Below are 24,399 nucleotides of genomic sequence, written 5' to 3'. Positions count from 1 at the left end.
ACGACAGTCGACGGGCGGCGATGAACGATCCCTTCTTCCATCCGGCGCCTGTGCCGCTGACGCTGGCGGAGATCGGCGTCATTGCCGGCGCGCCCCAGCGAGAAGGCACGGCGGGGGAGTCTACCGTTAGGATCGGCGGCGTGGCGTCGCTCGAAGAAGCCGGACCGACCGACCTGACCTTCATGGAGGGGGCTCGCCACGTCGCCGCGCTCCGAGAGACGCGCGCGGGTGCGTGCCTGATTTCCGAACGCTTCGCCCAACATGTGCCGTCGGGCACGGTCGCTATACGGGTGGCCAAGCCGCATGCGACCTTCGTCGCCGTCGCCCGGCAACTCTATGCTAGCAGTCTGAGCCCCGCCTCGATGTTCGGCCAGGCCGGCGTCGCCAGCGGCGCCATGGTGCACCCGCTGGCGCGGCTTGAGGCCGATGTGACCGTCGATCCCGGCGCCGTCATCGGGCCCGGAGCGGAAATAGGCGGCGGCACGGTGATCGCCGCCGGCGCGGTGATAGGGCCGGGAGTGCGTATCGGCCGGAACTGTTCCATCGGGGCAGGTGCCACGCTGCAGCATACGCTTGCCGGCGACCGGGTGATCGTGCATCCCGGTGCCCGGATCGGCCAGGACGGTTTCGGCTATGTTGGCGGGGCGAAGGGCCATGCCAAGGTGCCGCAGATCGCCCGGGTGATCCTGCAGGACGACGTCGAGATCGGCGCCGCGACGGCGATCGACCGCGGCGGCCTGCGCGACACGGTGATCGGCGAAGGAACCAAGATCGACAATCTCGTGCAGATCGCGCACAACGTCGTCATCGGACGTCACTGCATCATCGTCTCGCAGACAGGTATCGCCGGCAGCGCGACCCTGGGCGATTTCGTGATGCTGGGAGGGCAGGTGGGTGTGATTGGCCATGTCCGCATTGGCGATGGTGCCCGCATTGCCGCGACCAGCAATGTGAAGGACGACGTGCCGCCCGGTGCCGAATGGGGCGGCTCGCCCGCCAAGCCGATGCGTGACTGGTTCCGCGAGGTGATGGCGATCCAGCGACTCGGGCGCGGCGACATTGCCGGCCGGCGCGGCGAACAACAGGGGCAGTAGGGAATGGACGTGCAGGCTGAAGCCACAGTTGAAACCACGGCGCTGGGTGCCGCCGATATTCAGCGCATCCTGGCGACGCTGCCGCACCGCTACCCCTTCCTCATGGTCGACAAGATCATCGGCATCGAGGGTGACAAGAAGGCGATCGGCATCAAGAACGTGTCAGCCAACGAGCCGCATTTCCAGGGCCATTTCCCCGACAACCCGGTGATGCCGGGCGTACTCATCCTCGAAGGCATGGCACAGACGGCGGGCACGATCTGCCTGCTGGAGCGTCCGGGAGATGGCGCGCCCTCGCTCGTCTATTTCATGACCATCGACAAGGCGAAGTTCCGCAAGCCTGTCCTTCCCGGGGACGTGCTTGAATATCATATGACGCAGATGACGAAGCGGCGGAACATGTGGTGGTTCCGTGGTGAAGCAAAGGTCGGCGGGCAGATCGTCGCCGAGGCCGAGGTGGGCGCGATGATCGCCCGCGAGGGAGGCAAATGAGCGTTTCCGAGGTGAAGATCGACCCGCTGTCGCGCGTCGAGCACGGGGCAATCCTGGGTGCGGGCGTGGAGATCGGGCCGTTCTGCACGGTGGGCCCGGATGTGGTGCTGGGCGCCGGCGTGAAGCTCGTCTCCCACGTCGCCATTAGCGGCCATACCACCATCGGCGAGGGTTCGACGATCTACCCGTTCGCGTCGCTGGGCTTCGCGCCGCAGTCGCTTGGCTACAAGGGCGAGGCCTCGCGTCTCGTCATCGGTCGCAACTGCACCGTCCGCGAGCATGTGACGATGAACACCGGCACCTCGGGCGGCCATATGGAGACGGTGGTCGGCGACAACTGCTTCTTCATGGTGAACAGCCATGTCGCGCATGACTGCGTGGTCGGCAACCACGTGATCTTCGCCAATAATGCGACGCTCGCCGGGCATGTGACGATCGGCAACAACGTCTTCCTCGGCGGCATGGCGGCGCTCCACCAGCATGTGCGCGTGGGCGACAATGCCATTGTGGGTGGCCTGTGCGGGCTTCAGCACGACCTCATTCCCTTCGGCGCCATGATCTATGGCCGCAGCGGGCTCGGGGGATTGAACATCATCGGCATGAAGCGGCGCGGGTTTACGCGGCCGCAGATCCACGCACTGCGCGCGGCCTATCGCGAGCTGTTCTATTCGGGCGGTACGCTGGGAGAGCGGGCGGCACGCGTCGCAGAGGATTTTGCCGGCGATGCGAATGTGCTGCATGTCGTCGATTTCATCCGAAACGGCGGCAAACGGCGCCTTACCGTACCCGACGACGCGGCCGACCATGTCGCTGAGCCCGAAGCTGCCTGAGACATCAGCGATGGGCGAGGGCGTGCGGGTGGATGCGCCGCTCGCCATCATCTGCGGCGGCGGAGCCTTTCCTCTCGCGGTCGCAGAGGCGGCCCGCAAGGCGGGGCGCCAGGTCATTCTCTTCCCCGTACGCGGCTTTGCCGATGCGCCGGTGGGAGCCTGGCCGCATGTGTGGATTTCCATCGGCCGCTTCGGCTTCCTGAAGCGCGAGATGCGCCGGCTTGGGTGCCGCGACGTCGTTTTCATCGGCAATGTGCTGCGCCCGCGGATCCGCGATATCCGGCTCGACTGGAGAACGCTGACGCTGCTGCCGCGCGTATTTGCCATGCTCCGTGGCGGGGATGATCATCTGCTCACCAGCCTCGGCCGGCTGTTCGAGGAGTCCGGCTTCCGGCTCGTCGGCGCCCACGAGGTTGCGCCCGACATCCTCATTCCCGCCGGCCGGCTCGGCGCCCTCACGCCGGATGCCCGCGCGGCGGTCGACATCGCGCAGGGGCGGGCGGCGCTGGCGACCATGGGCCCGCTGGATATCGGTCAGGGGCTGGTGGTCATGAACGGCCATGTGGTGGCGGTGGAGGCGGCGGAAGGTACCGATCTCATGCTGGCACGCGTGGCCGAACTGCGTGCCAACGGGCGCATCAAGGTGCCGGATCGCTGCGGCGTGCTGGTGAAGTGCCCGAAGGCCGGACAGGATCGGCGGCTGGACATGCCGTCTTTGGGCGTGCGCACGGTAGAGGGGGCCGCCCGGGCGGGGCTGGCGGGCATCGCTCTCGAGGCCGGCGGCGTCATCGTGGCGGACGTTGAAGCCCTGGTACAGGCGGCCAACCGGGCAGGTCTGTTCATCTTCGCGTTCGAGCGCGAGGGGGCGGAGAGCCCATGAGCGGCGCGGCACCGCTCGACATATTCATCGTCGCCGGCGAGGAGTCCGGCGACGCGCTGGGTGCTGGCGTGATGGCGGAACTGACGGCGCTGCATGCCGGGGAGGTCCGCTTTCGAGGTGTCGGCGGCGCGCGCATGCACGCGCAGGGGCTGGCGGAACTCTTCCCGATGGAAGACATCACCGCCATGGGCTTCGCGCAGGTCATCGCCGGCCTGCCGCGCATTCTTCGCCGCATGGGTGAGACGACCGAGGCGATCGTCTCCCTTCCGCCGGACATTCTCGTGCTCGTCGACGCGCCCGACTTCACCCACCGCGTTGCCCGCAAGGTGCGGGCCCGGCTGCCGAAACTGCCGATCGTCAAATATGTGGCGCCCACCGTCTGGGTCTGGCGACCCGGCCGGGCAAAGGCCATGGCGCCGGATTTCGATCGGGTGCTCGCTGTTCTGCCCTTCGAGCCGGAGGCCATGCAAGAGCTGGGCGGGCCACCCACTCTCTATGTCGGCCACCCGCTGCTGGGCGAGCTGGATCGGCTCCGGCCAGGTCCGCAAGAGGCGGCCCGGCGGGATGCGTCGCCGCCCGTGCTGCTGGTACTGCCGGGCAGCCGGCGCGCCGAACTTGCGCGGCTCGGGCCGGTCTTCGGCGACGTGCTGGGCCGGCTGCAGCGGATGATGCCGGGGGTCGAGCTGGTCCTGCCCACGCTGCCGCGACGGCATTCGCAGGTCGAGGAGATCGTTGCGTCATGGCCGGTGAAGCCGCGGATCATCGTCGATGAGGGTGAGAAGCTGGCCGCCTTCCGGGTCGCGCGGGCAGCGCTCGCCGCCTCCGGCACGGTGACGCTCGAACTGGCTTTGGCCGGCATTCCGACCGTCGCCGCCTATAAGGTCCCCTGGCTGGAAGGGCGTATCGCACCGTTCTTCATCCGGGTGAAGACCGCAATCCTGCCCAATCTCATCGTCGGCGAGGCGGCGGTGCCGGAATATCTGCAATGGCACATCGATCCGCCGGCCATGGCGGCGCGGCTGGTGCGGCTGCTGGAGGGTGGTCCGGAACGTGAGGCGCAGCTCGCCGCTTTCGCCCGGCTCGATGCGATCATGGGCGAGGGCGGCGATCCGCCGAGCCGGCGTGCGGCTCGCGCCGTGCTGGAGGCGCTGGCCGCGTCACGCCAGGCTCAAACGCCTATGTGTCCCTGAGGGCGCTCCCGGAATATGAAAACCCCGCCGTCCGGTTCCGGAGGGCGGGGTTCTCGATCAGGCGGTGTGCCGGTCGGCCACCTCGCGGCGGTCGCCGGGATACGTCACTTGCGGCGGGCGATCGGGATGTAATCGCGCTGCGTGGCGCCGGTGTAGAGCTGGCGCGGGCGGCCGATGCGCTGGCTGGGATCCTCGATCATCTCCTTCCACTGGCCGATCCAGCCCACGGTGCGGGCGAGTGCGAACAGCACGGTGAACATGGAGGTGGGGAAGCCGAGGGCTCGCAGCGTGATGCCGGAATAGAAGTCGATGTTCGGGTAGAGCTTGCGCTCGACGAAATACTCATCCTGCAGCGCGATGCGCTCCAGTTCGACGGCGATGTCGAGCAGCGGGTCGTCCTTGATGCCGAGCTCGCCAAGCACCTCATGGCAGGTGCGCTGCATGATCTTGGCGCGCGGATCGTAGTTCTTGTAGACGCGGTGCCCGAAGCCCATCAGGCGGAACGGATCGTTCTTGTCCTTGGCGCGGTTGATGAATTCCGGGATGCGGTCCACCGAGCCGATTTCGCCGAGCATCTTCAGCGCCGCCTCGTTGGCGCCGCCATGTGCCGGGCCCCACAGGCAGGCGATGCCGGCCGCGATGCAGGCGAAGGGGTTGGCGCCCGACGAACCGGCAAGGCGCACGGTAGAGGTCGAGGCATTCTGCTCATGGTCGGCGTGGAGAATGAAGATGCGGTCGATGGCGCGCGAAAGGATCGGGTTGACCTTGTACTCCTCGCAGGGCACCGAGAAGCACATGCGCAGGAAGTTCGACGCGTAATCCAGGTCGTTCTTCGGATAGACGAAGGGCTGGCCGATGGAATATTTGTAGGCCATGGCCGCCAGCGTCGGGATCTTCGCGATCATCCGGATCGAGGCGATCATGCGCTGCTGCGGATCTGAGATGTCGGTGGAGTCGTGGTAGAAGGCCGACAGCGCGCCGACCGAGGCGACGAGAACCGACATCGGATGTGCGTCGCGACGGAAGCCGTGGAAGAACCGGCTCATTTGCTCGTGCACCATGGTGTGGCGCGTGACGCGGTAGTCGAAATCCGCCTTCTGGGCGGCGGTCGGCAACTCGCCGTAAAGCAGGAGGTAGCAGGTTTCTAGAAAGTCGCCGGGCTCGGCCAACTGTTCGATCGGGTAGCCGCGATAGAGGAGGACGCCCTCGTCGCCGTCAATATAGGTGATCTGGCTTTCGCAGGAGGCCGTGGAGGTGAAGCCGGGGTCGTAGGTGAACTTGCCTGTCTGGCCGTAGAGCTTGGCAATGTCGATGACGTCCGGCCCGATGGTGCCGTTCAGTATCGGAAGCTCCCAGCTTTCATCGCCAATGGTGAGCGTCGCGGATTTTGGCGCATTGCTTTGGCTGGCGTCCATGCAGGGTCTCCCTCAACCTAGGAACCGGATCTGAAGCGGATCACGTCTGTGCGGGGGCCGCGCGTGCCTTTCGGCACTGTGCATCGGAGACGGGGGGGTGTCTCGCGGCGACCCATGTCCAAAGTCGTAGCGGTTTCAATCAGCCCTCGCAAGCGCAGCGAAACCGCTGCCGCAATGCGGCCGAAGGCCGGGCGCGAAATCGTTTCATGCGCGCCCGGGGACCATGTTAGAATCGTGCTTCACGCCTGCGCGGCAGCGCCCGTCTGATCGGCTATCCGGGCCAGCGATTCCTCTTTGCCGAGTACGGCAAGAACGTCAAAAATGCCGGGCGAGGTGGTCTTGCCGGTCACCGCTGCGCGCAGCGGTTGCGCGAGCATGCCGAGCTTCACGCCCTGCTGCTCGGCCACGGCACGGACGGCCGCCTCCGTCTCCGCAGCGTTCCACTCCGTCACTGCCGCAAGAGCATCCGCCGCCGCCGCGAGCAGCCGGCGCGACTCGTCGGTCAGCAGCGCCTGCGCCTTTTCCTCGAAGGGCAGCGGCCGCGACCGCCAGATATAGGCGGAGCTTTCAATGAGTTCGATCAACGTCTTGGCGCGTTCTTTCAGGCCCGGCATCGCCAGCAGCAACTGGCTGCGGCGCTCGGGCGTGAGCGCGGCGGCAATGGCGGCGCCGTCGGGAATATAGGGAAGCACCGCGTCGATCGCGTCGAGCAACTCGCTGTCGGGCGTCGAGCGGATATAGACGCCGTTGATGCTTTCCAGCTTGGCGAAATCGAACCGCGCGGCCGAGCGGCCAACCCTGTCGAGATCGAACAGCCGGCTCATCTCCTCGGCGGAGAAGATTTCCTGGTCGCCGTGGCTCCAGCCGAGGCGCACCAGATAGTTGCGCAGCGCGGCCGGCAGATAGCCCATGGCACGGTAGGCGTCGACACCGAGCGCGCCATGGCGCTTGGAGAGCTTGGCGCCGTCGGGCCCGTGAATCAGCGGGATATGTGCCATCTTTGGCACCTCCCAGCCCAGCGCATGGTAGATCTGCGTCTGGCGCGCAGCATTGGTGAGATGGTCGTCGCCACGGATGATGTGGGTGACGTTCATGTCGTGGTCGTCGACCACCACCGACAGCATATAGGTCGGCGTGCCGTCGGAGCGCAGCAGCACGAGGTCATCGAGATCCTTGTTGGGGATCACCACACGGCCCTGCACGAGGTCGTCGATCACCGTTTCGCCTTCGGTCGGCGCCTTCAGGCGGAAGACCGGCTTGCGGTCGGCGGGCGCATCCGCCGGGTCGCGGTCGCGCCAGCGCCCGTCATAGCGGGGAGGGCGGCCCTCCTTGCGGGCCGTCTCGCGCATTTCCTCGAGCTCGGCCGCCGAGGCATAGCAGGGATAGGCGCGGCCGGCGGCGATCATGTGCTCGACCGCCTCTCGGTGCCGCTCGGCCCGGGCGAACTGGTAGATGACGTCGCCCGACCAATCGATGCCGAGCCATTTGAGCCCGTCGATGATGGCATCGATCGCCTCCGGCGTGGAGCGCTGGCGGTCGGTGTCCTCGATGCGCAGCAGCATCGTGCCGCCCTTGGCGCGGGCATAAAGCCAGTTGAACAGCGCGGTGCGCGCCCCGCCAATGTGCAGGAAGCCGGTGGGCGAGGGGGCAAAGCGGGTAATGACGGTCTCGGACATATCTCTTCCGTCTGCGCCGCAGGGGCGGCATCGAAGCGTGGCGGGCGCGGACGGTGCGTGTACCATAGGTGTGCGACACGGGAAAAGCGTAGCATTGAGCATGGCCCGGTAAGAGGACGAGCGAGCCGGGGCGTTCAGGGGGCGCAGCGGGGGCATGCAGGTTCCGCCGCAGCAGGAACCGGGGGGCGGCGCGACGCGTGGGCGCGCGCGGGCGCTCGCGCTTGCCGCCGGTCGGTCGGGCCGTCCATTGGCGCCGGGCGGGGTTCCGTGGGTCTCGCTGGGCGGGGTGTGGCCGGCGTTGACGGCCGCTCTGGCGCGGGAGGTCGACGACCGCCGCGGCTTCCTTTTCTTGCCCATTGGCTTCGCCGGCGGCGCGGCGCTCTACTTCGGCGCCCCGCATGAGCCATTGCCCTATGTCGGGCTCGTCCCCGCCGTCGGCTTTGCCGGGCTGGCACTTCTGGCGCGCGCGCGGCCGTTCGCCTTCCACCTGATGGCTCTGCTCGCCGTGATTGCGACCGGATTTGCCGTTGCCGCTTTGCAGGTGCAACTCATGGCCCATCCCGTGCTCGGCACCACGCTCAATGCGGTCGAGCTCAGCGGCTTTGTTGAAGCAGCGGAGCAGCGCCCGCGCGGCAGTCGCATCACGGTCGAGATCACCGCGATCGAGCGCCCGGCCGAGGGGAAGCCGAGGCGGGCCCGCATCACCCTCGCCGGGCGAGACCCGCCGCCGGTCGGCAGCCATGTGACGCTGCGCGCGACGCTCGGGCCGCCCCCGGGGCCAGCCTATCCCGGCGGATTCGACTTCGGCCGCGCGATCTGGTTGGACGGCATCGGTGCCACCGGATATGCGCTCGGCAAGCCCCGGCTCAGCCCGGTGGACGTCGCGCCGCCTTTCGGCCTGCGGATCACGACGTGGCTCGACGGCACGCGGCACGCGATTGCTAGCCGCATCCGCGCAGCGCTGCCGGGGGAGGATGGCGGCGTGGCGGTGGCGCTGGTCACCGGGCTGCGGGACGCCGTGCCGGAATCGATCGAGGAGAGCATGCGGATCTCCGGCCTCTCGCATGTCCTTTCCATTTCCGGCCTGCATATGGCTCTGGTGGCCAGCACGGTGTTCTTCCTAGCGCGGGCGTTGCTGGCGCTGCTGCCGGAATTTGCCCTCTACCGGCCGATCAAGGCGTGGGCGGCGCTGCCGGCCATGCTCTCGGCGACCTTCTATCTCCTGCTGTCCGGGTCCGAAGTGCCGACGCAGCGCTCTTATGTGATGACGCTGCTGGTGCTCGCGGGAATCGTGCTCGGCCGCCCGGCGCTCACCCTGCGCACCCTGGCGGTTGCGGCGCTGGCGCTGCTGGCGATGTCGCCCTCCGCCGTGCTCGACCCCGGGGCACAGATGTCGTTCGCCGCCACGCTCGGCCTGGTCGCCGCCTATGAGCGCTTCGGTGGCCTTATTGCACGGCCATCGGGCAAGGTGGGGCGATGGCTCGGGCTGCCGGGTCGTTATGTCGGGGCGCTGGTGCTGGCCTCGCTGTCGGCGGGCCTGGCGACCGCGCCCTATGCGGCGTTCCATTTCCAACGCCTGGCGCCGCTCAGCCTGGCGGCCAACCTCGCGGCCATGCCGGTGGTGTCGTTCATCGTCATGCCGGCGGGGCTTGCCGGAGCGATCCTGATGCCGTTCGGATGGGACGATCCGGCCTGGCGGCTGATGGGCTGGGGCATTGGGCGGATGCGGGACATCTCCGAGGCTGTCGCCGCGCTGCCCGGCGCGGATCGCGGCGTGCCGGCCATGCCGATGGCGAGCCTGGTGCTGATCAGCCTCGGTCTCATGGTGGTCTGCCTTGCCCGCACCCGGCTGATTCTCGTCGCACCGGTGCTCGCCTTTGCGGGAGTTGCCGTCGCCGCACACGCGCCGCGGCCGGACATCTGGGTCGATGCGGAGGCGCGGACAGTGGCGGTGCGCGGCAAAGACGGGGCGCTCGCGGTGATGGGCGATCGCGACACCGGCATTGCCGGGCGCTTTGCCGTCGAACAATGGCTGAGCGCCGACGGCGAACGCGGCCGTTTTGGCGATGAAGAGCTTGCAAAACATGCGGCCTGCGATGCGCTCGGCTGTACCCTGCCGCTTCGTGATGGCCGGCTCGTGGCTTTGTCGCGCGACCGCGATTCGCTCGAAGACGATTGCCGCCTCGCGGCCGTTCTGGTGACGCCGTTTGCGCCGCCTCACGACTGCGCCGCCACGGTAATCTACCAGGATGAACGCACAGCGATCGGGGGGCTAGCCGCCTCGCTCCCGCCCGATGGCCGTGTCGCCCTCGTCGCAGCCCGCCCCGAGCAGGGGACACGACCCTGGGAGCCCACGGCGTCTGTGCCGACGAACAAGCCAGTGGAACCGACCACGTACATTCAGACGAAGGCGCCTCCACCAACCAAGCCGACCTCACCAACTACCGCTGCCGCGAGCCGAACCCGAAGAACGGCGCCGCTCAATGCAACGTCTCGCGCTGAGACTTTGCAAAGGCCGGAGGTAGCGCCGGACGACGCTCAATAACGCCGGAAAAGGCCCACCAGCTTGCCCTGGATGCGCACCCGGTCCGGTCCGAAGATGCGCGTCTCATAGGCAGGGTTGGCCGCTTCCAGCGCCACCGACGCGCCCTTGCGGCGCAGGCGCTTGAGCGTGGCTTCCTCGTCATCGATCAAGGCGACCACGATCTCCCCCGTGCTGGCGGCATCGCATTTGCGGATGAGAGCCAGATCGCCATCGAGAATGCCGGCCTCGATCATTGAGTCGCCCCGCACCTCCAGCGCGTAATGCTCACCGCCGGACAGCATTTCCGGCGGCATGCCAATGGTATGGTCGCGGGACTGGATGGCGGAAATCGGCGTGCCGGCCGCGATGCGGCCCATGACCGGGATCGAGACCACGCGGCGGTCGGCATCGTCGTCGGAAGAGGGGCGCACCTTGCCGAGATTGCCCTCAATGACATTTGGAGCGAAGGCCCGGACAGGCCGCTGCGGCTGCGCGTCCTCCGGGAGGCGGACGACTTCCAGCGCGCGCGCCCGGTTGGGCAGCCGCCGGATGAAGCCGCGTTCCTCCAGCGCCGTGATCAACCGGTGGATGCCGGACTTCGAGCGCAGGTCCAGCGCTTCCTTCATTTCCTCGAACGAAGGTGGCACGCCATCCTGCTGGAGGCGTTCATTGATGAACAGCAGCAGCTCATGCTGTTTGCGGGTGAGCATCCGGAGACCCCCGTCTGTCGGCCGATGCCGGAACGAAACAAATCACGAACAAAGACTAGCCGTTCTTATTGTGTTCCACAATGGGTAAAGGGACGCTAAACGATGGCCTGCGCACCGTAATCGCCATTTCGGCAGTGTGAATGCCGCTCGGCGGGGGTATCGGAGCGCCGTGTCGACGCGGTGAATCAGGCTGCGCCGTTCACACCGTCTGGGCGTATTGCTCATAGGCATCGTGGACAATGGCGATGTGACTGCGCATCGCTCCGGCGGCGCCGTCGCGGTCGCCGCGCAGTATGGCGGTCGTCACCCGCTCATGTTCGGTGTGCGAGAGGGCCAGCCGGCCGAGCGCGCGGAACTGGGCGCGGCGGAAGGGCGACAGGCGCCGGCGCGTGCCGAGTGTGAGCTCGATCAGATAGTCGTTATGGCTGCCGGCATAGATCGAGGTGTGGAACTGCTCGTTTAGTTCGCGATAGGCGGCGAAGTCGCCGAGGCGCATCAACTCGCCCATGTCCGCGTGCAGGCTTTGCAGCTTCTGGCGCTCCTGCGGCGTCATGTTGAGGGCGCTGAGCCCGGCGCAGAGCGCCTCCAGCTCGGCCATCACCTCGAACATCGCCTGCAGACGTTGGACGCTGGGCCGGGCCACGACAGCGCCGCGATGGGGGCGGGCGTCGACCAGGCCGGAGGCGACGAGTTCGCGCAACGCCTCGCGGACCGGCGTGCGCGACACGCCGAATCGCACAGCCAGCGCCGTTTCGTCCAGGGCCGTGCCGGGCGGCAGCGTGCCCCGCGTGATCTCATCGGCGAGATGCATGCGCAGTTCTTCGGCGCGCGTTACGCGCGCACGCCGGGCGCCGGGGGCGGACGGATCGAGCGGGAAGCGTAGTGGCAGCACCGACATCAGCGAACACGCGACCAACGGGGCCATCCGTGATCCGGACGGCATGGCGCATCTTTAGCTGGCGCGCCCGGCTTCACCAAGGGGTCACTTGGGTTCGTCGATCAGGCTGACATGGGCGGCGACGACCTTCCAACCTTCCGGCGTGCGCATCCAGGTCTGCATTTGCCGTCCCACGCGTCCCGGCACCGTTGTTCGGCGGAACAAGGTGGAAGCCACCGCCATGTCGGTGCCATAAGTGGTAATGGCGGTGTTTGCGAGGGCGCGTTCCAGCCCGACCGGCGAGCGGGCGGTGCGGAAGGCGCGGATCTCCGCAATGCCGTAGAGGTTCTCACCGCCGCCATAGCGGATGGTGCGCGCATCGTCCCAGAACAGCGCATCGAGTTCAGCCACGTCATTGCCGACAAGCGCGCGCTCATAGCGCTCGAAGGCGGCGCGAACCTCGGCCAGCACCTCGGGAAGATCGATTTCCATCCGCAGCCCCTTTTTCCCGCCTGCAAAGCCTTGAGAACACAGGCGGACGCGGCTTCCGTCAATCCTCGAAACGCAAAATCTCGCACATCTCGCCGGCCGCCGCCGCCGGCGCGTGCGGGCGGCGGACAAGCAGGACATCGGCGCGGGCCAAGTTGCGCAGCATGGAGCTATCCTGAACCGGCAGCGGCCGAACCAAGGGCAGGCCCTCGGCGTGGCCGACGATTTCCGCCCGCTGGAAGTCCATCCGGTGCTCGTTGGCCCTGATGTCGCTACCGAGGCGTGCGGGCTCCAGCTCGGGATGCGCGGGCACCTCCAGCCCCTGCAGCGCCTTGATCAGCGGCACGAGGAACAGCAGGGCGCAGACATGGGCCGAGACCGGATTACCGGGCAGGCCGAGCACCTGCGTGCGTGCATCGGCGGAAAGCCCAAACATCAGCGGCTTGCCGGGGCGCAGCGCGATCTTGTGGACGGCGAGATCGACGCCCTGGGCGGTGAGCGCCGGCGCGATCAGGTCATGGTCGCCGACCGAGGCGCCGCCGGTGGTCACCAGCGCGTCGAAGCCGGCGTCGAGCGCGGCGCGCACGCCCGCCTGCGTGGCGTCCATGCGGTCGGGCAGTATGCCGAGGTCGGCCACCTCCGCGCCGGCGGCGCGGGCCAGCGCGGCGACCGAATAGATATTGGAGACGATCACCTGATGGGCGGCCGCGCCGGCGCCTGGCCGCACCAACTCGTCGCCGGTGGACAGCAGCGCCACGCGCGGGCGGCGGGCGACGCTGATGCTGTCGACATCGGCGGCGGCAATGAGGGCGAGGTCGCGGGCGCGCAGGCGATGGCCGGCTGCAAGCAACGTCTCGCCGGCAGCGAAGTCGCCTCCGGCGCGGCGGATGTGGCGGCCGGGCGTTGCCGCTTCCGTGAGGGTGATGGCGCTTCCATCGCGGGTCGTGTCTTCCTGGATGACGATCGCGTCCGAGCCCTCGGGAAGCACGGCGCCGGTGAAGACGCGGACCGTCGTGCCCGGCTCGACGCGACCGGAAAAAGGGCGGCCGGCGGCGGATTCGCCAATGAGTTCAAGGGTGACGGGCACGCTGGGCGCGTCCTGCGCCCGCAGGGCGTAGCCGTCCATGGCGGAGACGTCGGCGCCGGGCGTGGTGCGGCGGGCGATGACCGGAGCGGCCAGCACGCGGCCGGCGGCGTCTTCCAGCGAAACGCGTTCTGCCTCAACGGGTTGAACGGCGGAGAGCAGGAGGGCGAGGGCGTCCTCGACCGGCATCAGGGCCATGGGGGTCTCCGTCAGTCGGCCTGCCAAGTACCTGAGCGGCCACCGGATTTTTCCAGCAGTCGGACATTCTCGATCCGCATGCCGCGATCGACCGCCTTGGCCATGTCGTAGACGGTGAGGCATGCCACGGTAACCGCGGTCAGTGCCTCCATTTCCACGCCGGTCTGGCCGCTAGTGCGGACGGTGGCGCGGACGATGAGGCCGGGCAGCGCGGCATCGGGCTGAACCTCCACCGCGACTTTGGAAAGCAGCAGCGCGTGGCAGAGCGGGATCAGCTCATGCGTGCGCTTGGCCGCCATGATGCCGGAAAGCCGAGCCGTGCCAATGACATCGCCCTTCTTGGCGTTGCCCGAGAGGATGAGGTCCAGCGTCGCCGCCTGCATGACAACCTGGCCTTCGGCGATCGCTACCCGGTCGGTCACGGCCTTGTCGGCGACGTCGACCATGTGGGCGGCGCCGGTGGAGTCGAGATGGGTGAGGCGGGGCGTGTCGGACATGCTCAGCCGGCCGCCCGGGCGGTGTCGGAGGGCTGCAGCAGCGCACGCGTCGCTGCTGCAACATCAAGCTGCCGCATCAGGCTTTCGCCGACCAGGATGCAGTCGATGTTCACCTGCGCGAGGCGGGCGATGTCGTCCGGCGTGAAGATGCCGCTCTCGCCGACGATGACCCGGTCCGAGGGGATGCGCGGGGCGAGGCGCTCGGAGGTTTCCAGCGTCACCTCGAAATTGCGGAGGTTGCGGTTGTTGATGCCGACGAGCCTCGCCGGCAGCCGCAAGGCGCGGTCGAGCTCGGCATCGTCATGCACCTCCACCAGCGCGTCCATGCCGAGGCCGTGGGCGGTCTCGACGAGGTCGAGCGCCAGCGCGTCATCCACCGAGGCCATGATGACGAGGATGCAATCGGCGCCCCAGCTTCGCGCCTCGAACACCTGATAGGTGTCGTGCATGAAATCCTTGCGCAGCGCCGGCAGCGCACAGGCGGCCCGCGCCGCGACGAGGAATTCCGGCGCGCCCTGGAAGGAGGGGCGGTCGGTGAGCACGGACAGGCAGGCCGCGCCGCCGGCCTCATAGGCCTGCGCCAGCGCCGGCGGGTCGAAATCCGGCCGGATCAGCCCCTTGGAGGGGCTCGCCTTCTTGATCTCGGCGATCAGCGCGGTGCCGCCAGCGGCAATCTTAGCCTCGATCGCGCGCAGGAAGCCGCGCGCCGGGGGCTGCGCCTCGGCGCTTGCGCGGATGTCGGCAAGTGGGCGCTCGCGCTTGGCGCTCGCGATCTCCTCGCGCTTATAGGCGCCGATCTTCTCCAGGATGTCAGCCATTGCGGGCTCCTACTGAGCCGCCGCGAGGGCGGAGACGGCGACCAGCCGGTCGAGCGCGGCGGCGGCGTGGCCGCCATCGAGGCTCGCACGGGCCTGCTCCAGCCCGGCGCCAAGCTCATCCGCCCTGCCGGCGACGACCAGTGCGGCGGCGGCGTTGAGAAGAGCGACGTCCGCGTAGGCACTGGGCTCGCCGGCGAGAACCGAGCGCAGCGCCAGCGCATTGGCGGCGCCGTCGCCGCCCTTCAGCGCCTCCGGCGTCGCGCGGGCGAGGCCGAACGCCTCCGGCGCGATCTGGAAGCTGCGAATGGCGCCGTCCTTCAGCTCGGCCACATGGGTCGGACCGGTGGTGGTGATCTCGTCCAGCCCATCGGAGCCATGCACGACCCAGGCATGGGTCGAGCCGAGCGTGCGCAGCACCTCGGCGATGGGCTCGACCCAGTTGCGGGCGAACACGCCGACCATCTGGCGGGTGACGCCGGCGGGGTTGGAGAGCGGGCCGATGAGGTTGAAGATGGTGCGCGTGCCCATCTCCACCCGGCTCGGGCCGACATGCTTCATCGCCGGGTGATGCGCCGGGGCGAACATGAAGCCGATGCCGGCCTCGCTGATGCACTGGGCGATCTGCTCGGGCGTGAGGTCGATCTTCACGCCCAGCGCCATCAGCACGTCGGCGGCGCCGGACTTGGAGGACAGAGCGCGGTTGCCGTGCTTGGCGACGGGAACGCCGGCGCCAGCGACGATGAAGGAGGCGCAGGTGGAGATGTTGTACGAGCCGGAGGCATCGCCGCCGGTCCCGACGACATCCACCGCGTCCGCCGGCGCCTCCACCCGCAGCATCTTCGCGCGCATGGTGGTGACGGCGCCGGCGATCTCGTCGATCGCCTCGCCGCGGACCCGCAGCGCCATGAGGATGGCGCCGATCTGCGAGGGCGTCGCCTCGCCCGACATCATCACGTCGAAAGCGGAGGCCGCCTCCGCGCGCGTCAGCGTGGTGCCTGTCGCCAGCTTGCCGATGATGGGCTTGAGGTTGTCCATGTCGCCCTGCGTCCCCGCCTGTCTTGGTGCCGTGCTCACGCCGCCCGCTTCCGGCCAGGGCCGGCATTCCAGGCGCGCGCGAGGTCGAGGAAGTTCTTGAGAATGGTCCGGCCGTGCTCGGAGGCGATGCTTTCCGGGTGGAACTGCACCCCGTGCACGGGCAGCGTCTTGTGCGACAGGCCCATGATCAGCCCGTCATCGGTCTGCGCGGTAATCGCGAGCGTGTCCGGCAGCGTGTCGCGCCTCACCACCAGCGAATGGTAGCGCGTCGCCCGCAGCGAGCCGTTGATGCCGTGGAACACGCCGCCATTGGTGTGGGCGATGTCGGAGAGCTTGCCGTGAATGGGCTGCGGCGCACGCACCACCTCGCCGCCAAACACCTGGCCGATGGCCTGGTGGCCAAGGCACACGCCGAACACCGGCACGCCCTCGGCCGCCGCGCGCTCGATCAGCGCGCAGGAAATGCCCGCCTCGTTCGGAGTCGCCGGACCGGGCGAGATGACGATGGCCTCGGGCTTCAGCGCCATCGCCTCGTCGACGGTAAGGGTGTCGTTGCGGCGCACCTCCACCTCGGCGCCGAGGCCGCCGATATAGTGGACCAGGTTCCAGGTGAAGCTGTCGTAATTGTCGATGAGCAGGATCATCGTGCGTCCATCCGCCGGCCGATGCCGGCTTTCCAGAAGGTCTTGGGGGTGTTCCGGCGCGGGGTCAAGCCGCGCCGGCCGGCGATCGCTCCTATCGCCAAACCCGCCATCGCTCGTGACGCACGCGCCCGCCCATGAGCCTCACTGCCCCCGCCCGGCCCGAGCGGCGAAGCGCACGGCTTCTTCGCCGGCGCGAAACAGCGCCTTGGCCTTGTTGACGCATTCCTGCAATTCGCTCTCGGGCACGGAATCATAGACGATGCCGGCGCCGGCCTGCACATACATGCGCCCGTCCTTCACTACGGCGGTACGCAGCACGATGCAGGTGTCCATCTCGCCGTCAGCGCCGAAATAGCCGATGGCGCCGGCATAAATGCCGCGCTTGTCGCGTTCCAGTTCGTCGATGATCTCCATCGCCCGCACCTTCGGCGCGCCCGAAACGGTGCCGGCCGGAAAGCCGGCGGCCAGCGCGTCCAGCGCGTCGTGGCGCGGATCGAGCGCGCCCTCGACATTGGAGACGATGTGCATGACCTGGCTGTAGCGCTCGATGAAGAAGCTGTCGGTGACGTGCACCGAGCCGATCTTCGCCACCCGGCCGACATCGTTGCGGCCGAGATCGAGCAGCATGAGATGCTCGGCCCGCTCCTTCGGATCGGCCAGCAGTTCCTCTTCCAGCGCCTTGTCCTCGTGCGGCGTGGCGCCGCGCGGGCGGGTGCCGGCGATGGGACGGATGGTGACCGTGTCGGCGCGCAGGCGCACGAGAATCTCGGGGCTGGAGCAGACCAGCGAGAAGCCGCCGAAGTTGAAATAGACCAGGAAAGGCGCCGGGTTGATCCGTCGCAGCGCCCGGTAGAGCGAGAAGGGCGGCAGGGTGAACGGCGCCTCGAAACGCTGCGACAGCACCACCTGGAAAATGTCGCCAGCGCGGATGTACTCCTTGGCCCGCTCGACCATGTCGAGATAGGCCGCCGGCTCGGTGTTGGACTGCGGCGCCACCGCCTGGTGGAACACGTCCTCGGAGGGCGGGCTCGGCAGCGCGCTGTCCAGCGCCGCGACCACCTTTTCCAGCCGCTCGCGCGCGGACTCATAGGCGGAGGCCGGCGCGACCCCCGGTTCCGGCCGCACCGGGGTGACGACGGTGATCTCGTCGCGCACCGCGTCGAACACCACCATCACGGTAGGGCGGATGAACAGCGAATCCGGCACGTCGATGACGTCGGGCTTGGACGCCGGCAGGCGCTCCATGTGCCGGACCATGTCGTAGCCGAGATAGCCGAACACGCCCGCCGCCATGGGCGGGGCGCCGTCGGGCAGATGGATGCGCGATTCCTCGACCAGCTTGCGCAGCGAGACCAGCGGCGCGTCCGGGCAGGCCTCGAAGGTTGCGGGATCGGTGGCGGCGCGGCGGTTGATTTCCGCCGTCTCGCCATGGCAGCGCCAGATGACGTCCGGCTCGATGCCGATCATCGAATAGCGCCCGCGCGTGGCGCCGCCCTCGACCGATTCGAGCAGGAAGCTGTTGGGCCGCTCGCCGGCGATCTTGAGGAAGGCCGAGACCGGGGTTTCGAGGTCGGCGATCAGCGTGGTGGTGACCACCTGGGCCTCGCCACGCTGATAGGCGGCGGCGAACTCGGCCGCTTCGGGAGTGAGGCTCATGACCCGCGTTCCGCCTCAGTTCACCGCGTCGGTGCCGACGATCTGGTCGAGCGCGGCACGATTGATGCGGGCGCCGAGCCGGGTCTGCAGCTCGACGAGATATTCCGTCATCAGGTCGTTTTCCATGCTCGTGCGCAGGTCGGAGAGCAGCTTCTCGTCCGTGGCGGCGGTCTCCGGCACGCTGGCGCGCAGCACCTGGAACAGGAGGCGGCTGTCGCCGGCCTCCGCCAGGGAGCTGCCGACGCCGCCCTCGGGCGTCTCGAACACGGCGGCCATGATGTCCTCCGGCACGCCATCGGCGGTGCGGCCGCGGCGCAGCCCGTTGGCGGCGCGCAGTTCGAGGCCCGCTTCGGTGACGGCCTGGTCGAACGGCGTGCCCGCGGCAATCTTCGCTTTGATCTCCTCGAGACGCTTGTCGAGCGCCTGGGCGGTCTGGTCCTGCTTCCAGCGGTCCAGCACCTGCGCGCGCGCCTCCTCGAAGGTGCGGTCGCGCGGCGGGGTGATGGTCTCGACCTCGTACCAGACATAGCCGCCATTCTGCGGCAGCTGCGCCGGGTCGTTCTCCGCCCCCACCTCTGTGGCGAAGGCGCCGCGCAGCACCTCGGCGCGGCCGGGGAAAGAGGCGATGGCGGTGCCGTCGGGGCCCTGGCCCTGCACGCTGGTGTCGAAAGCCTGCAGCGGCAGGGAGGCCTTGCTGGCGATCTCGGCGAGCGGGGCGCCGCCGGCGCGGTCGTCCTCCACCTTGTCATAGGTGGCAAGCATTGCCCGGCGGGCGGCGTTGACCTGCAGCGCGGCGCGGATGGCGGGGGCCACCTCCGCCAGCGGCTGGGTGGTGCCGGGCGTGATGGCGCCGATATGGACGATGACCGGGCCGAAGCGGCCGGCGATCACGCCGCTGGTGCCGTCGGCCGGCAGCGAGAAGGCGGCATCGGCCACCTGCTTGTCGATGATGTCGGCGCGGGCGACGTCGCCCAGGTCCACGTCCTTGGCGCTCAGCTTGCGCTCCGCGACGATGTCGGCGAAGGGCGTGCCGGCGGCGATGCGGTCCGCAGCGGCCTTGGCTTCGTCCGCGCTCGGGAAGACGAGCTGCTGCACGACGCGCTTTTCCGGCGTGCCATAGGTGGAGAGGTTGGCGTTGTAGGCGGCCTCCACCTCGGCGTCGGTGACCGTCTCGCTCGACGCCAGCGCCTCGGGGGTCAGCACCAGCACGTTGATCTTGCGGAATTCCGGCGCGCGGAAGGCGACCTTGCGCTCGTCGAAGAATGTGCGGAGCTCGTCGTCCGAAGGGTTAGCCGGCGCGGTGAGCGAGGCTGCGGTCAGCATGGCGTAGTTGACCGAGCGTTCCTCGCCCTCATAGCGGGCGAGGGCGCTCTTGAGCACCTGCGGCACCTCGATGCCGCCGCCCAGCGACTGGATGAGCTGCTGGCGCAGCGCCAGGCCGCGCTCGGCCGCGACGAAGCGGGCCTCGGTGAAGCCGTTCGAGCGCAGGAGCTGGTTGAAATGGGCCGGGTCGAAGCTGCCGCTCGGTCCGAAGAAGGCCGGATTGGACTGGACGCGCCGCGCGATCTCTTCGTCGGACAGGGCGAGGCCCAGCGACTTCGCCTGGTCGTTGAGTGCCGCTTCGGCGAGCTGCTCGTTCAGGATCTGGTCGGGAATGCCGAAGGCCCGCGCCTGATCGGGCGTGATGCCGCGCTTGAGCTGCTGGCTGATCTGCTGCAGGCGCTCCTGATAGAGCTGCCGGAATTCGGGTACGGTGATCTCGCTGTCGCCGATGGTCGCCAGGGTCTGGCTGCCGAAGCCGCGGAACACGTCGGCGATGCCCCACACCGCGAAGCTGAGGATGAGCAGAACCATCAGGATCTTGGCGACAATTCCGGAGGCACTCTTGCGTAGGGTCTTGAGCATTTGATTCTCGTCTGGCGTCGGGCGGGCGACGGCCCGGGGCGCGAAAGGCGCGCATAATAGGGAGGCGTCCCCGCCGCCGCAACGGCGCTTATGCGTCCTTCCCGTAACGAAAGCCGCTGCGGACGCAAGCCCGGTCTGTTATGAGGCGTTTGCGTGGCACTTTGGGATTGCAGGAGCTTGGAACGGTATGAGGATGCGTCGTCCGCTGGTTGCCGGCAATTGGAAGATGAACGGGCTGACCGCCTCCGTCGCCGAGTTCGACCGTATCGTCGAAGGATATGACGCAGCGCTGGCGGCGAAAGCCGACGTGCTGGTGTGCCCGCCCGCGACGCTGCTCGCCGCCCTTGCCGTTGCCGCCGAAGGAAGCGATGTCGGCGTCGGCGGGCAGGATTGCCACGCCAAGCCTTCCGGCGCCCACACCGGCGACATCGCGGCGGAGATGCTGGCCGATGCCGGGGCCCGTGCGGTCATCGTCGGCCATTCGGAGCGCCGCAGCGACCATGGCGAGACCGACGCGCAGGTGCGCGCCAAGGCCGAGGCGGCGCGCCGTGCCGGGCTCGTCGCCATTGTCTGCGTCGGCGAGACGCGGGCCGAGCGCGAGGCGGGGCAGGCTCTCGACATCGTGCGCGGCCAGCTCGCCGGTTCGATTCCCGACGGCGCCACCGGTGCCGACCTCGTGGTTGCCTATGAGCCGGTCTGGGCGATCGGCACCGGCCTGACCCCCACCAATGACGATATCGCGCAGATGCATTCGGCCCTTCGCGCCGCGCTCAACGCGCGGTTCGGCGATGAGGGCGAAGCGTTCCGCCTGCTCTATGGCGGGTCGGTCAAGGCCGAGAACGCACGCGAGATTCTTGCCGTGAAGGATGTGGATGGCGCGCTTGTCGGCGGCGCCAGCCTGAAGGCCGAGTCTTTTCTCGCCATCGCCCGTGCCTATCTATAGTGGACCTGCCGGTAATCGGCGGGCGCGGCGGCTGGAAACGCCGGGCGCAATCGTGTAGGAACGCGCCCAAAGAGTGCGGCGGGTGAGTTCCGGATAGGGCTCGCGCGCCGCTGCACGAGCATTTTGAAGGCGTCAGATGCAAACCGTAATCATCGTCATCCATCTCATGGTCGTGCTGGCCCTGATCGGCGTCGTGCTGATCCAGCGTTCCGAAGGGGGCGGGCTCGGCATTGGCGGCGGTGGCGGGGGAGGCGGCGGTGGCGGCTTCTTCAGCGCGCGCGGCACGGCCAATGTGCTGACGCGCGCCACGGCGATCCTGGCGGGGCTGTTCTTCGTCACCAGCCTGTCGCTCACCATTCTCGCCGGCTGGGGTCGTGGCCCCACCACGATCTTCAATGCGCCGGCGGCCGTTCCCGGTGCGCCCTCGGCACCCGCTCCGGGCGGTTCCGTGCTCGACCAGCTCAACGCCGCCCAGCCCGCGCCGCCGGCCGCTCCCGCCGCGCCGCAGGCTCCGCAGTCGCAGTGAATGCGGCGCCGCACCGATTCGTTTCGGCGCGGCGTGCCGTTTACCCACAGGCGAGCGCCCGTTCGGCAAGGCGGGCTCTCGTCGAATCGCGTTTTTGCCTTTAGAAACCGAATTCCATGGCGCGCTACATCTTCATCACCGGCGGCGTCGTGTCCTCGCTTGGCAAGGGCCTCGCCTCCGCCGCACTCGGTGCATTGCTGCAGGCCCGTGGGTACAAGACCCGGCTGCGCAAGCTCGACCCCTATCTGAACGTCGATCCGGGCACGATGAGCCCGTATCAGCATGGCGAGGTCTTCGTCACCGACGACGGCGCCGAGACCGATCTCGACCTCGGCCATTACGAGCGCTTCACCGGCCGTCCCGCGACCAAGCAGGACAACATCACCACCGGGCGCATCTACCAGGACATTCTCACCAAGGAACGGCGCGGCGACTATCTCGGCGCCACCATCCAGGTGATCCCGCACGTCACCAACGCCATCAAGGACTTCGTGCTCTCCGGCAATGAGGGCTACGACTTCGTGCTGGTGGAGATCGGCGGCACGGTCGGCGACATCGAGGCGATGCCGTTCCTGGAGGCTATCCGCCAGATCGGCAACGAGCTGCCGCGCAAGCACTGCATCTACATCCACCTCACGCTGCTGCCGTTCATCCCCTCGGCCGGCGAACTGAAGACCAAGCCGACGCAGCACTCGGTGAAGGAACTGCGTTCCATCGGCATCGCGCCCGACATCCTGCTCTGCCGCACCGACCGCGAGATTCCGCGCGAGGAGCGCCGCAAGCTCGGCCTGTTCTGCAATGTGCGCGAGAGCGCCGTGATCGAGGCGCGCGACGCCGACAGCATCTATGCCGTGCCCTCGGCCTATCACGAGGCCGGGCTGGATACGGAAGTGCTGGCGGCCTTCGGCATCGAGCCGGCCCCCGAGCCCGATCTGACGCGCTGGAAGCGGGTCGAGGCGGGCGTGCGCAACCCGGAAGGCTCGGTGACCATCGCCATTGTCGGCAAGTACACCGGCATGAAGGACGCCTACAAATCGCTGATCGAGGCGCTGACCCATGGCGGGCTCGCCAATAATATGCGGGTCAATCTCGACTGGATCGAGAGCGAGATCTTCGAGCGCGAGGACCCTGCGCCTTTCCTCGAACATGTGCACGGCATCCTCGTGCCGGGCGGCTTCGGCCAGCGCGGCGCCGAGGGCAAGATCCGCGCGGCGCAGTTCGCCCGCGAGCGGCGCGTGCCCTATCTCGGCATCTGCTTCGGAATGCAGATGGCGGTTATCGAGGCGACCCGGAACCTCGCCGGCGTGGCAAAGGCCAATTCGACCGAGTTCGGCCCGACCGATGAACCGGTGGTGGGCCTGCTGACCGAATGGCTGCGCGGCAACGAGCTGGAGCGGCGCGGCATCAGCGGCGATCTCGGCGGCACGATGCGGCTCGGCGCCTATCCGGCCGCACTGGCCGAGGGCAGCCGGGTGGCCGACATTTATGCCAGCACCACGATCTCCGAACGCCACCGCCACCGCTATGAGGTCAACATGGCCTATCGCGAGCGGCTGGAGGCCTGCGGCATGAAGTTCTCCGGCCTGTCGCCGGACGGGCTGCTGCCGGAGATCATCGAATATCCCGACCATCCCTGGTTCGTCGGCGTGCAGTTCCACCCCGAGCTGAAATCGCGCCCGTTCGAGCCGCACCCGATCTTCGCCTCCTTCATCGGCGCGGCAGCGGTGCAGAGCCGGCTCTTCTAGCTGCGAGTCTTGGCCGCGCCGGCAGTTTATGGCGGTTTGCCAAGAGGTTGGGGGTGTTTCCGGCCAGATTGATTCACCCCTTCCGAACCGGTGCGCCTGCCTGCGCGGGGCCGGACCAACCGTCGCGCCTCGCGCGCGTGCGTCCGCCATCCCGGCATGTGGCGCCTCGCTGGCCGGATCGGCCAGTGAAGGCTGGATTCATCGGCTACCGCCGTGCTCTCATGCGCCGGGGGATTCTGGACCGGGCGCTCCGCGCCTGGCCAAGCAGGGAGAAGCTGGTGGAGCGCGGTCTTGATCACGTCGTCCATGTCGTCCGCGACCTCGAAGCGGCGGGCGAACTCTACGACATGCTCGGCTTCACGGTCGGCACCCGGAATCGGCACCCGTGGGGAACGGACAACCGGATCGTCCAGATACAAGGCTTCTTCGTCGAGCTTCTGGAGATTGCGGACCCCGAGAAGATACCGCCCGCGGATGCGACGCATTTCTCCTTCGGCGCCTTCAACCGCGACTTCCTCGCCGAGGTGGGGCAGGGGCTTTCCATGCTGGTGCTGGAAGGGCGCGATCCCGCCGGCGACAAGCTGGAATTCGACGCGGCGGGCTTCGGCGGGTTGGACCTGTTCGCGTTCGAGCGCGAGGGCAAGCGGCTGGATGGCGCGGACGTAAAGGTCGCCTTCACGCTGGCCTTCGCGCAGGACCCGGCCTCCCCGCATGCCGGTTTCTTCACCTGCCTGCAGCATTTCCCTGAGAATTTCTGGTCGCCGGACCTGCAGCGGCACATGAACGGCACGGTCGGCGTGGTCGGCGTCGTGCTCACCGCGGCCGACCCGGAAGCGCATGTCGGCTTCCTCAGCGCATTTGCGGGTCTGGAATCGCGGCGCGCGGTGGATGGCTGGCATATCCTCAAGACCCCGCGCGGCGATATCGACGTGATGAGCGATGCGCTGTTCACCCAGCGCTTCAGCGTGCCGGCCCCCGGCGGGCCGGGGCTGCGGCTCGCGGCGGTGCGCTTCGCGGTGAGCGACATGGAGCGCCTGCGGCGGCGGGTGTCCTCCTCGCGTATGTCGGTCGAGGAAATCGAGGGCGTGGTGGTGGTCGGCCCGAAATCGGCGCTGGGCGCCACGCTGGTGTTCGAGGCGGCGAGCTAGGCGCTCCTGCCACGCAGCGCAAA

Annotated in this window: 22 protein-coding genes; 10 read left to right on the top strand and 12 right to left on the bottom strand. The window is 68.3% G+C overall.

Annotated features, from left to right (window positions below):
- Positions 1-20: 20 nt before the first annotated feature.
- Genes lpxD through lpxB form a run of 5 tightly spaced genes read left to right on the top strand, consistent with a single transcriptional unit; the run spans position 21 to position 4,486 of the window.
- Positions 21-1,094, top strand: coding sequence for a UDP-3-O-(3-hydroxymyristoyl)glucosamine N-acyltransferase (gene lpxD / locus ACQY76_RS19310; RefSeq protein ID WP_428030312.1), 1,074 nt, complete (start codon positions 21-23; stop codon positions 1,092-1,094).
- A gap of 3 nt (positions 1,095-1,097) precedes the next feature.
- Positions 1,098-1,586 carry a 3-hydroxyacyl-ACP dehydratase FabZ gene (fabZ, locus tag ACQY76_RS19305; protein ID WP_428030311.1) on the top strand — a complete coding sequence of 163 codons (489 nt, stop codon included), beginning with the start codon at positions 1,098-1,100 and terminating at the stop codon, positions 1,584-1,586.
- Positions 1,583-2,416 carry an acyl-ACP--UDP-N-acetylglucosamine O-acyltransferase gene (gene lpxA / locus ACQY76_RS19300; RefSeq protein ID WP_428030310.1) on the top strand — a complete coding sequence of 278 codons (834 nt, stop codon included), beginning with the start codon at positions 1,583-1,585 and terminating at the stop codon, positions 2,414-2,416. The genes fabZ and lpxA overlap by 4 nt, the downstream gene beginning before the upstream one ends.
- Positions 2,391-3,296: an LpxI family protein gene (locus ACQY76_RS19295; RefSeq protein ID WP_428030309.1), complete on the top strand. Its 906-nt coding sequence runs from the start codon at positions 2,391-2,393 to the stop codon at positions 3,294-3,296. The genes lpxA and ACQY76_RS19295 overlap by 26 nt, the downstream gene beginning before the upstream one ends.
- Positions 3,293-4,486: a lipid-A-disaccharide synthase gene (lpxB, locus tag ACQY76_RS19290; RefSeq protein WP_428030308.1), complete on the top strand. Its 1,194-nt coding sequence runs from the start codon at positions 3,293-3,295 to the stop codon at positions 4,484-4,486. The genes ACQY76_RS19295 and lpxB overlap by 4 nt, the downstream gene beginning before the upstream one ends.
- A 104-nt stretch (positions 4,487-4,590) precedes the next feature.
- On the opposite strand, the gene gltA is transcribed toward lpxB, so the two are convergent.
- Together gltA and gltX are read right to left on the bottom strand one after the other, a co-directional pair.
- On the bottom strand, positions 4,591-5,901 hold the full coding sequence (gene gltA, locus ACQY76_RS19285; protein ID WP_428030307.1) for a citrate synthase: 1,311 nt from the start codon (positions 5,899-5,901) through the stop codon (positions 4,591-4,593).
- Positions 5,902-6,140: 239 nt separating this feature from the next.
- Positions 6,141-7,577 carry a glutamate--tRNA ligase gene (gltX, locus tag ACQY76_RS19280; RefSeq protein WP_428030306.1) on the bottom strand — a complete coding sequence of 479 codons (1,437 nt, stop codon included), beginning with the start codon at positions 7,575-7,577 and terminating at the stop codon, positions 6,141-6,143.
- Positions 7,578-7,731: 154 nt separating this feature from the next.
- Here gltX and ACQY76_RS19275 point away from each other — a divergent pair, with 154 nt between their 5' ends.
- Positions 7,732-10,122 (top strand): ComEC/Rec2 family competence protein, encoded by a 2,391-nt coding sequence (locus ACQY76_RS19275; protein ID WP_428030305.1) that lies wholly within the window; start codon positions 7,732-7,734, stop codon positions 10,120-10,122.
- On the opposite strand, the gene lexA is transcribed toward ACQY76_RS19275, so the two are convergent.
- The 10 genes from lexA to ACQY76_RS19225 form a co-directional block, all read right to left on the bottom strand.
- A complete protein-coding gene (gene lexA / locus ACQY76_RS19270) occupies positions 10,116-10,811 on the bottom strand; it encodes a transcriptional repressor LexA (RefSeq protein WP_428030304.1) in 696 nt (231 codons plus the stop codon). The two genes, ACQY76_RS19275 and lexA, sit on opposite strands and share 7 nt — an antisense overlap.
- Positions 10,812-11,010: 199 nt before the next feature.
- A complete protein-coding gene (locus ACQY76_RS19265; protein ID WP_428033060.1) occupies positions 11,011-11,709 on the bottom strand; it encodes a GntR family transcriptional regulator in 699 nt (232 codons plus the stop codon).
- A gap of 84 nt (positions 11,710-11,793) precedes the next feature.
- Positions 11,794-12,180, bottom strand: a complete 387-nt coding sequence (gene hpxZ / locus ACQY76_RS19260; RefSeq protein ID WP_428030303.1) for an oxalurate catabolism protein HpxZ — start codon at positions 12,178-12,180, stop codon at positions 11,794-11,796.
- Between the two features lie 58 nt (positions 12,181-12,238).
- Positions 12,239-13,459: a molybdopterin molybdotransferase MoeA gene (locus ACQY76_RS19255; protein ID WP_428030302.1), complete on the bottom strand. Its 1,221-nt coding sequence runs from the start codon at positions 13,457-13,459 to the stop codon at positions 12,239-12,241.
- Between the two features lie 11 nt (positions 13,460-13,470).
- A complete protein-coding gene (moaC, locus tag ACQY76_RS19250; RefSeq protein WP_428030301.1) occupies positions 13,471-13,956 on the bottom strand; it encodes a cyclic pyranopterin monophosphate synthase MoaC in 486 nt (161 codons plus the stop codon).
- 2 nt (positions 13,957-13,958) lie between these two features.
- Positions 13,959-14,774, bottom strand: a complete 816-nt coding sequence (trpC, locus tag ACQY76_RS19245; RefSeq protein ID WP_428030300.1) for an indole-3-glycerol phosphate synthase TrpC — start codon at positions 14,772-14,774, stop codon at positions 13,959-13,961.
- Positions 14,775-14,783: 9 nt separating this feature from the next.
- Positions 14,784-15,809, bottom strand: a complete 1,026-nt coding sequence (gene trpD / locus ACQY76_RS19240) for an anthranilate phosphoribosyltransferase (RefSeq protein ID WP_428030299.1) — start codon at positions 15,807-15,809, stop codon at positions 14,784-14,786.
- Between the two features lie 35 nt (positions 15,810-15,844).
- Positions 15,845-16,453 (bottom strand): anthranilate synthase component II, encoded by a 609-nt coding sequence (locus tag ACQY76_RS19235; RefSeq protein WP_428030298.1) that lies wholly within the window; start codon positions 16,451-16,453, stop codon positions 15,845-15,847.
- A gap of 141 nt (positions 16,454-16,594) precedes the next feature.
- Positions 16,595-18,109: an anthranilate synthase component I gene (trpE, locus tag ACQY76_RS19230; protein WP_428030297.1), complete on the bottom strand. Its 1,515-nt coding sequence runs from the start codon at positions 18,107-18,109 to the stop codon at positions 16,595-16,597.
- 15 nt (positions 18,110-18,124) lie between these two features.
- Positions 18,125-20,014, bottom strand: a complete 1,890-nt coding sequence (locus ACQY76_RS19225) for a SurA N-terminal domain-containing protein (RefSeq protein ID WP_428030296.1) — start codon at positions 20,012-20,014, stop codon at positions 18,125-18,127.
- A 187-nt stretch (positions 20,015-20,201) separates the two neighbouring features.
- Here ACQY76_RS19225 and tpiA point away from each other — a divergent pair, with 187 nt between their 5' ends.
- From tpiA to ACQY76_RS19205, 4 genes are all read left to right on the top strand, one after another.
- Positions 20,202-20,957, top strand: a complete 756-nt coding sequence (gene tpiA / locus ACQY76_RS19220; protein ID WP_428030295.1) for a triose-phosphate isomerase — start codon at positions 20,202-20,204, stop codon at positions 20,955-20,957.
- 136 nt (positions 20,958-21,093) lie between these two features.
- On the top strand, positions 21,094-21,483 hold the full coding sequence (gene secG, locus ACQY76_RS19215) for a preprotein translocase subunit SecG (protein WP_428030294.1): 390 nt from the start codon (positions 21,094-21,096) through the stop codon (positions 21,481-21,483).
- Positions 21,484-21,599: 116 nt separating this feature from the next.
- Positions 21,600-23,228 (top strand): CTP synthase, encoded by a 1,629-nt coding sequence (locus tag ACQY76_RS19210; protein WP_428030293.1) that lies wholly within the window; start codon positions 21,600-21,602, stop codon positions 23,226-23,228.
- Positions 23,229-23,506: 278 nt separating this feature from the next.
- A complete protein-coding gene (locus tag ACQY76_RS19205) occupies positions 23,507-24,376 on the top strand; it encodes a VOC family protein (RefSeq protein ID WP_428030292.1) in 870 nt (289 codons plus the stop codon).
- The last annotated feature ends 23 nt before the right edge of the window (positions 24,377-24,399 follow it).

Origin of the sequence: Ancylobacter sp. (assembly GCF_965279025.1) — a bacterium.
Lineage (GTDB): Bacteria > Pseudomonadota > Alphaproteobacteria > Rhizobiales > Xanthobacteraceae > Ancylobacter.
The sequence above is the reverse complement of the archived record's forward strand: the minus strand, read 5'-3'. Positions and strand labels throughout refer to the sequence as shown.

Bases quoted from the DNA above. Each gene is read 5' to 3' on its own strand.
- lpxD (WP_428030312.1), top strand. From the start codon at position 21: ATGAACGATCCCTTCTTCCATCCGGCGCCTGTGCCGCTGACGCTGGCG.
- fabZ (WP_428030311.1), top strand. From the start codon at position 1,098: ATGGACGTGCAGGCTGAAGCCACAGTTGAAACCACGGCGCTGGGTGCC.
- lpxA (WP_428030310.1), top strand. From the start codon at position 1,583: ATGAGCGTTTCCGAGGTGAAGATCGACCCGCTGTCGCGCGTCGAGCAC.
- ACQY76_RS19295 (WP_428030309.1), top strand. From the start codon at position 2,391: ATGTCGCTGAGCCCGAAGCTGCCTGAGACATCAGCGATGGGCGAGGGC.
- lpxB (WP_428030308.1), top strand. From the start codon at position 3,293: ATGAGCGGCGCGGCACCGCTCGACATATTCATCGTCGCCGGCGAGGAG.
- gltA (WP_428030307.1), bottom strand. From the start codon at position 5,901: ATGGACGCCAGCCAAAGCAATGCGCCAAAATCCGCGACGCTCACCATT.
- gltX (WP_428030306.1), bottom strand. From the start codon at position 7,577: ATGTCCGAGACCGTCATTACCCGCTTTGCCCCCTCGCCCACCGGCTTC.
- ACQY76_RS19275 (WP_428030305.1), top strand. From the start codon at position 7,732: ATGCAGGTTCCGCCGCAGCAGGAACCGGGGGGCGGCGCGACGCGTGGG.
- lexA (WP_428030304.1), bottom strand. From the start codon at position 10,811: ATGCTCACCCGCAAACAGCATGAGCTGCTGCTGTTCATCAATGAACGC.
- ACQY76_RS19265 (WP_428033060.1), bottom strand. From the start codon at position 11,709: ATGTCGGTGCTGCCACTACGCTTCCCGCTCGATCCGTCCGCCCCCGGC.
- hpxZ (WP_428030303.1), bottom strand. From the start codon at position 12,180: ATGGAAATCGATCTTCCCGAGGTGCTGGCCGAGGTTCGCGCCGCCTTC.
- ACQY76_RS19255 (WP_428030302.1), bottom strand. From the start codon at position 13,459: ATGGCCCTGATGCCGGTCGAGGACGCCCTCGCCCTCCTGCTCTCCGCC.
- moaC (WP_428030301.1), bottom strand. From the start codon at position 13,956: ATGTCCGACACGCCCCGCCTCACCCATCTCGACTCCACCGGCGCCGCC.
- trpC (WP_428030300.1), bottom strand. From the start codon at position 14,774: ATGGCTGACATCCTGGAGAAGATCGGCGCCTATAAGCGCGAGGAGATC.
- trpD (WP_428030299.1), bottom strand. From the start codon at position 15,809: ATGGACAACCTCAAGCCCATCATCGGCAAGCTGGCGACAGGCACCACG.
- ACQY76_RS19235 (WP_428030298.1), bottom strand. From the start codon at position 16,453: ATGATCCTGCTCATCGACAATTACGACAGCTTCACCTGGAACCTGGTC.
- trpE (WP_428030297.1), bottom strand. From the start codon at position 18,109: ATGAGCCTCACTCCCGAAGCGGCCGAGTTCGCCGCCGCCTATCAGCGT.
- ACQY76_RS19225 (WP_428030296.1), bottom strand. From the start codon at position 20,014: ATGCTCAAGACCCTACGCAAGAGTGCCTCCGGAATTGTCGCCAAGATC.
- tpiA (WP_428030295.1), top strand. From the start codon at position 20,202: ATGAGGATGCGTCGTCCGCTGGTTGCCGGCAATTGGAAGATGAACGGG.
- secG (WP_428030294.1), top strand. From the start codon at position 21,094: ATGCAAACCGTAATCATCGTCATCCATCTCATGGTCGTGCTGGCCCTG.
- ACQY76_RS19210 (WP_428030293.1), top strand. From the start codon at position 21,600: ATGGCGCGCTACATCTTCATCACCGGCGGCGTCGTGTCCTCGCTTGGC.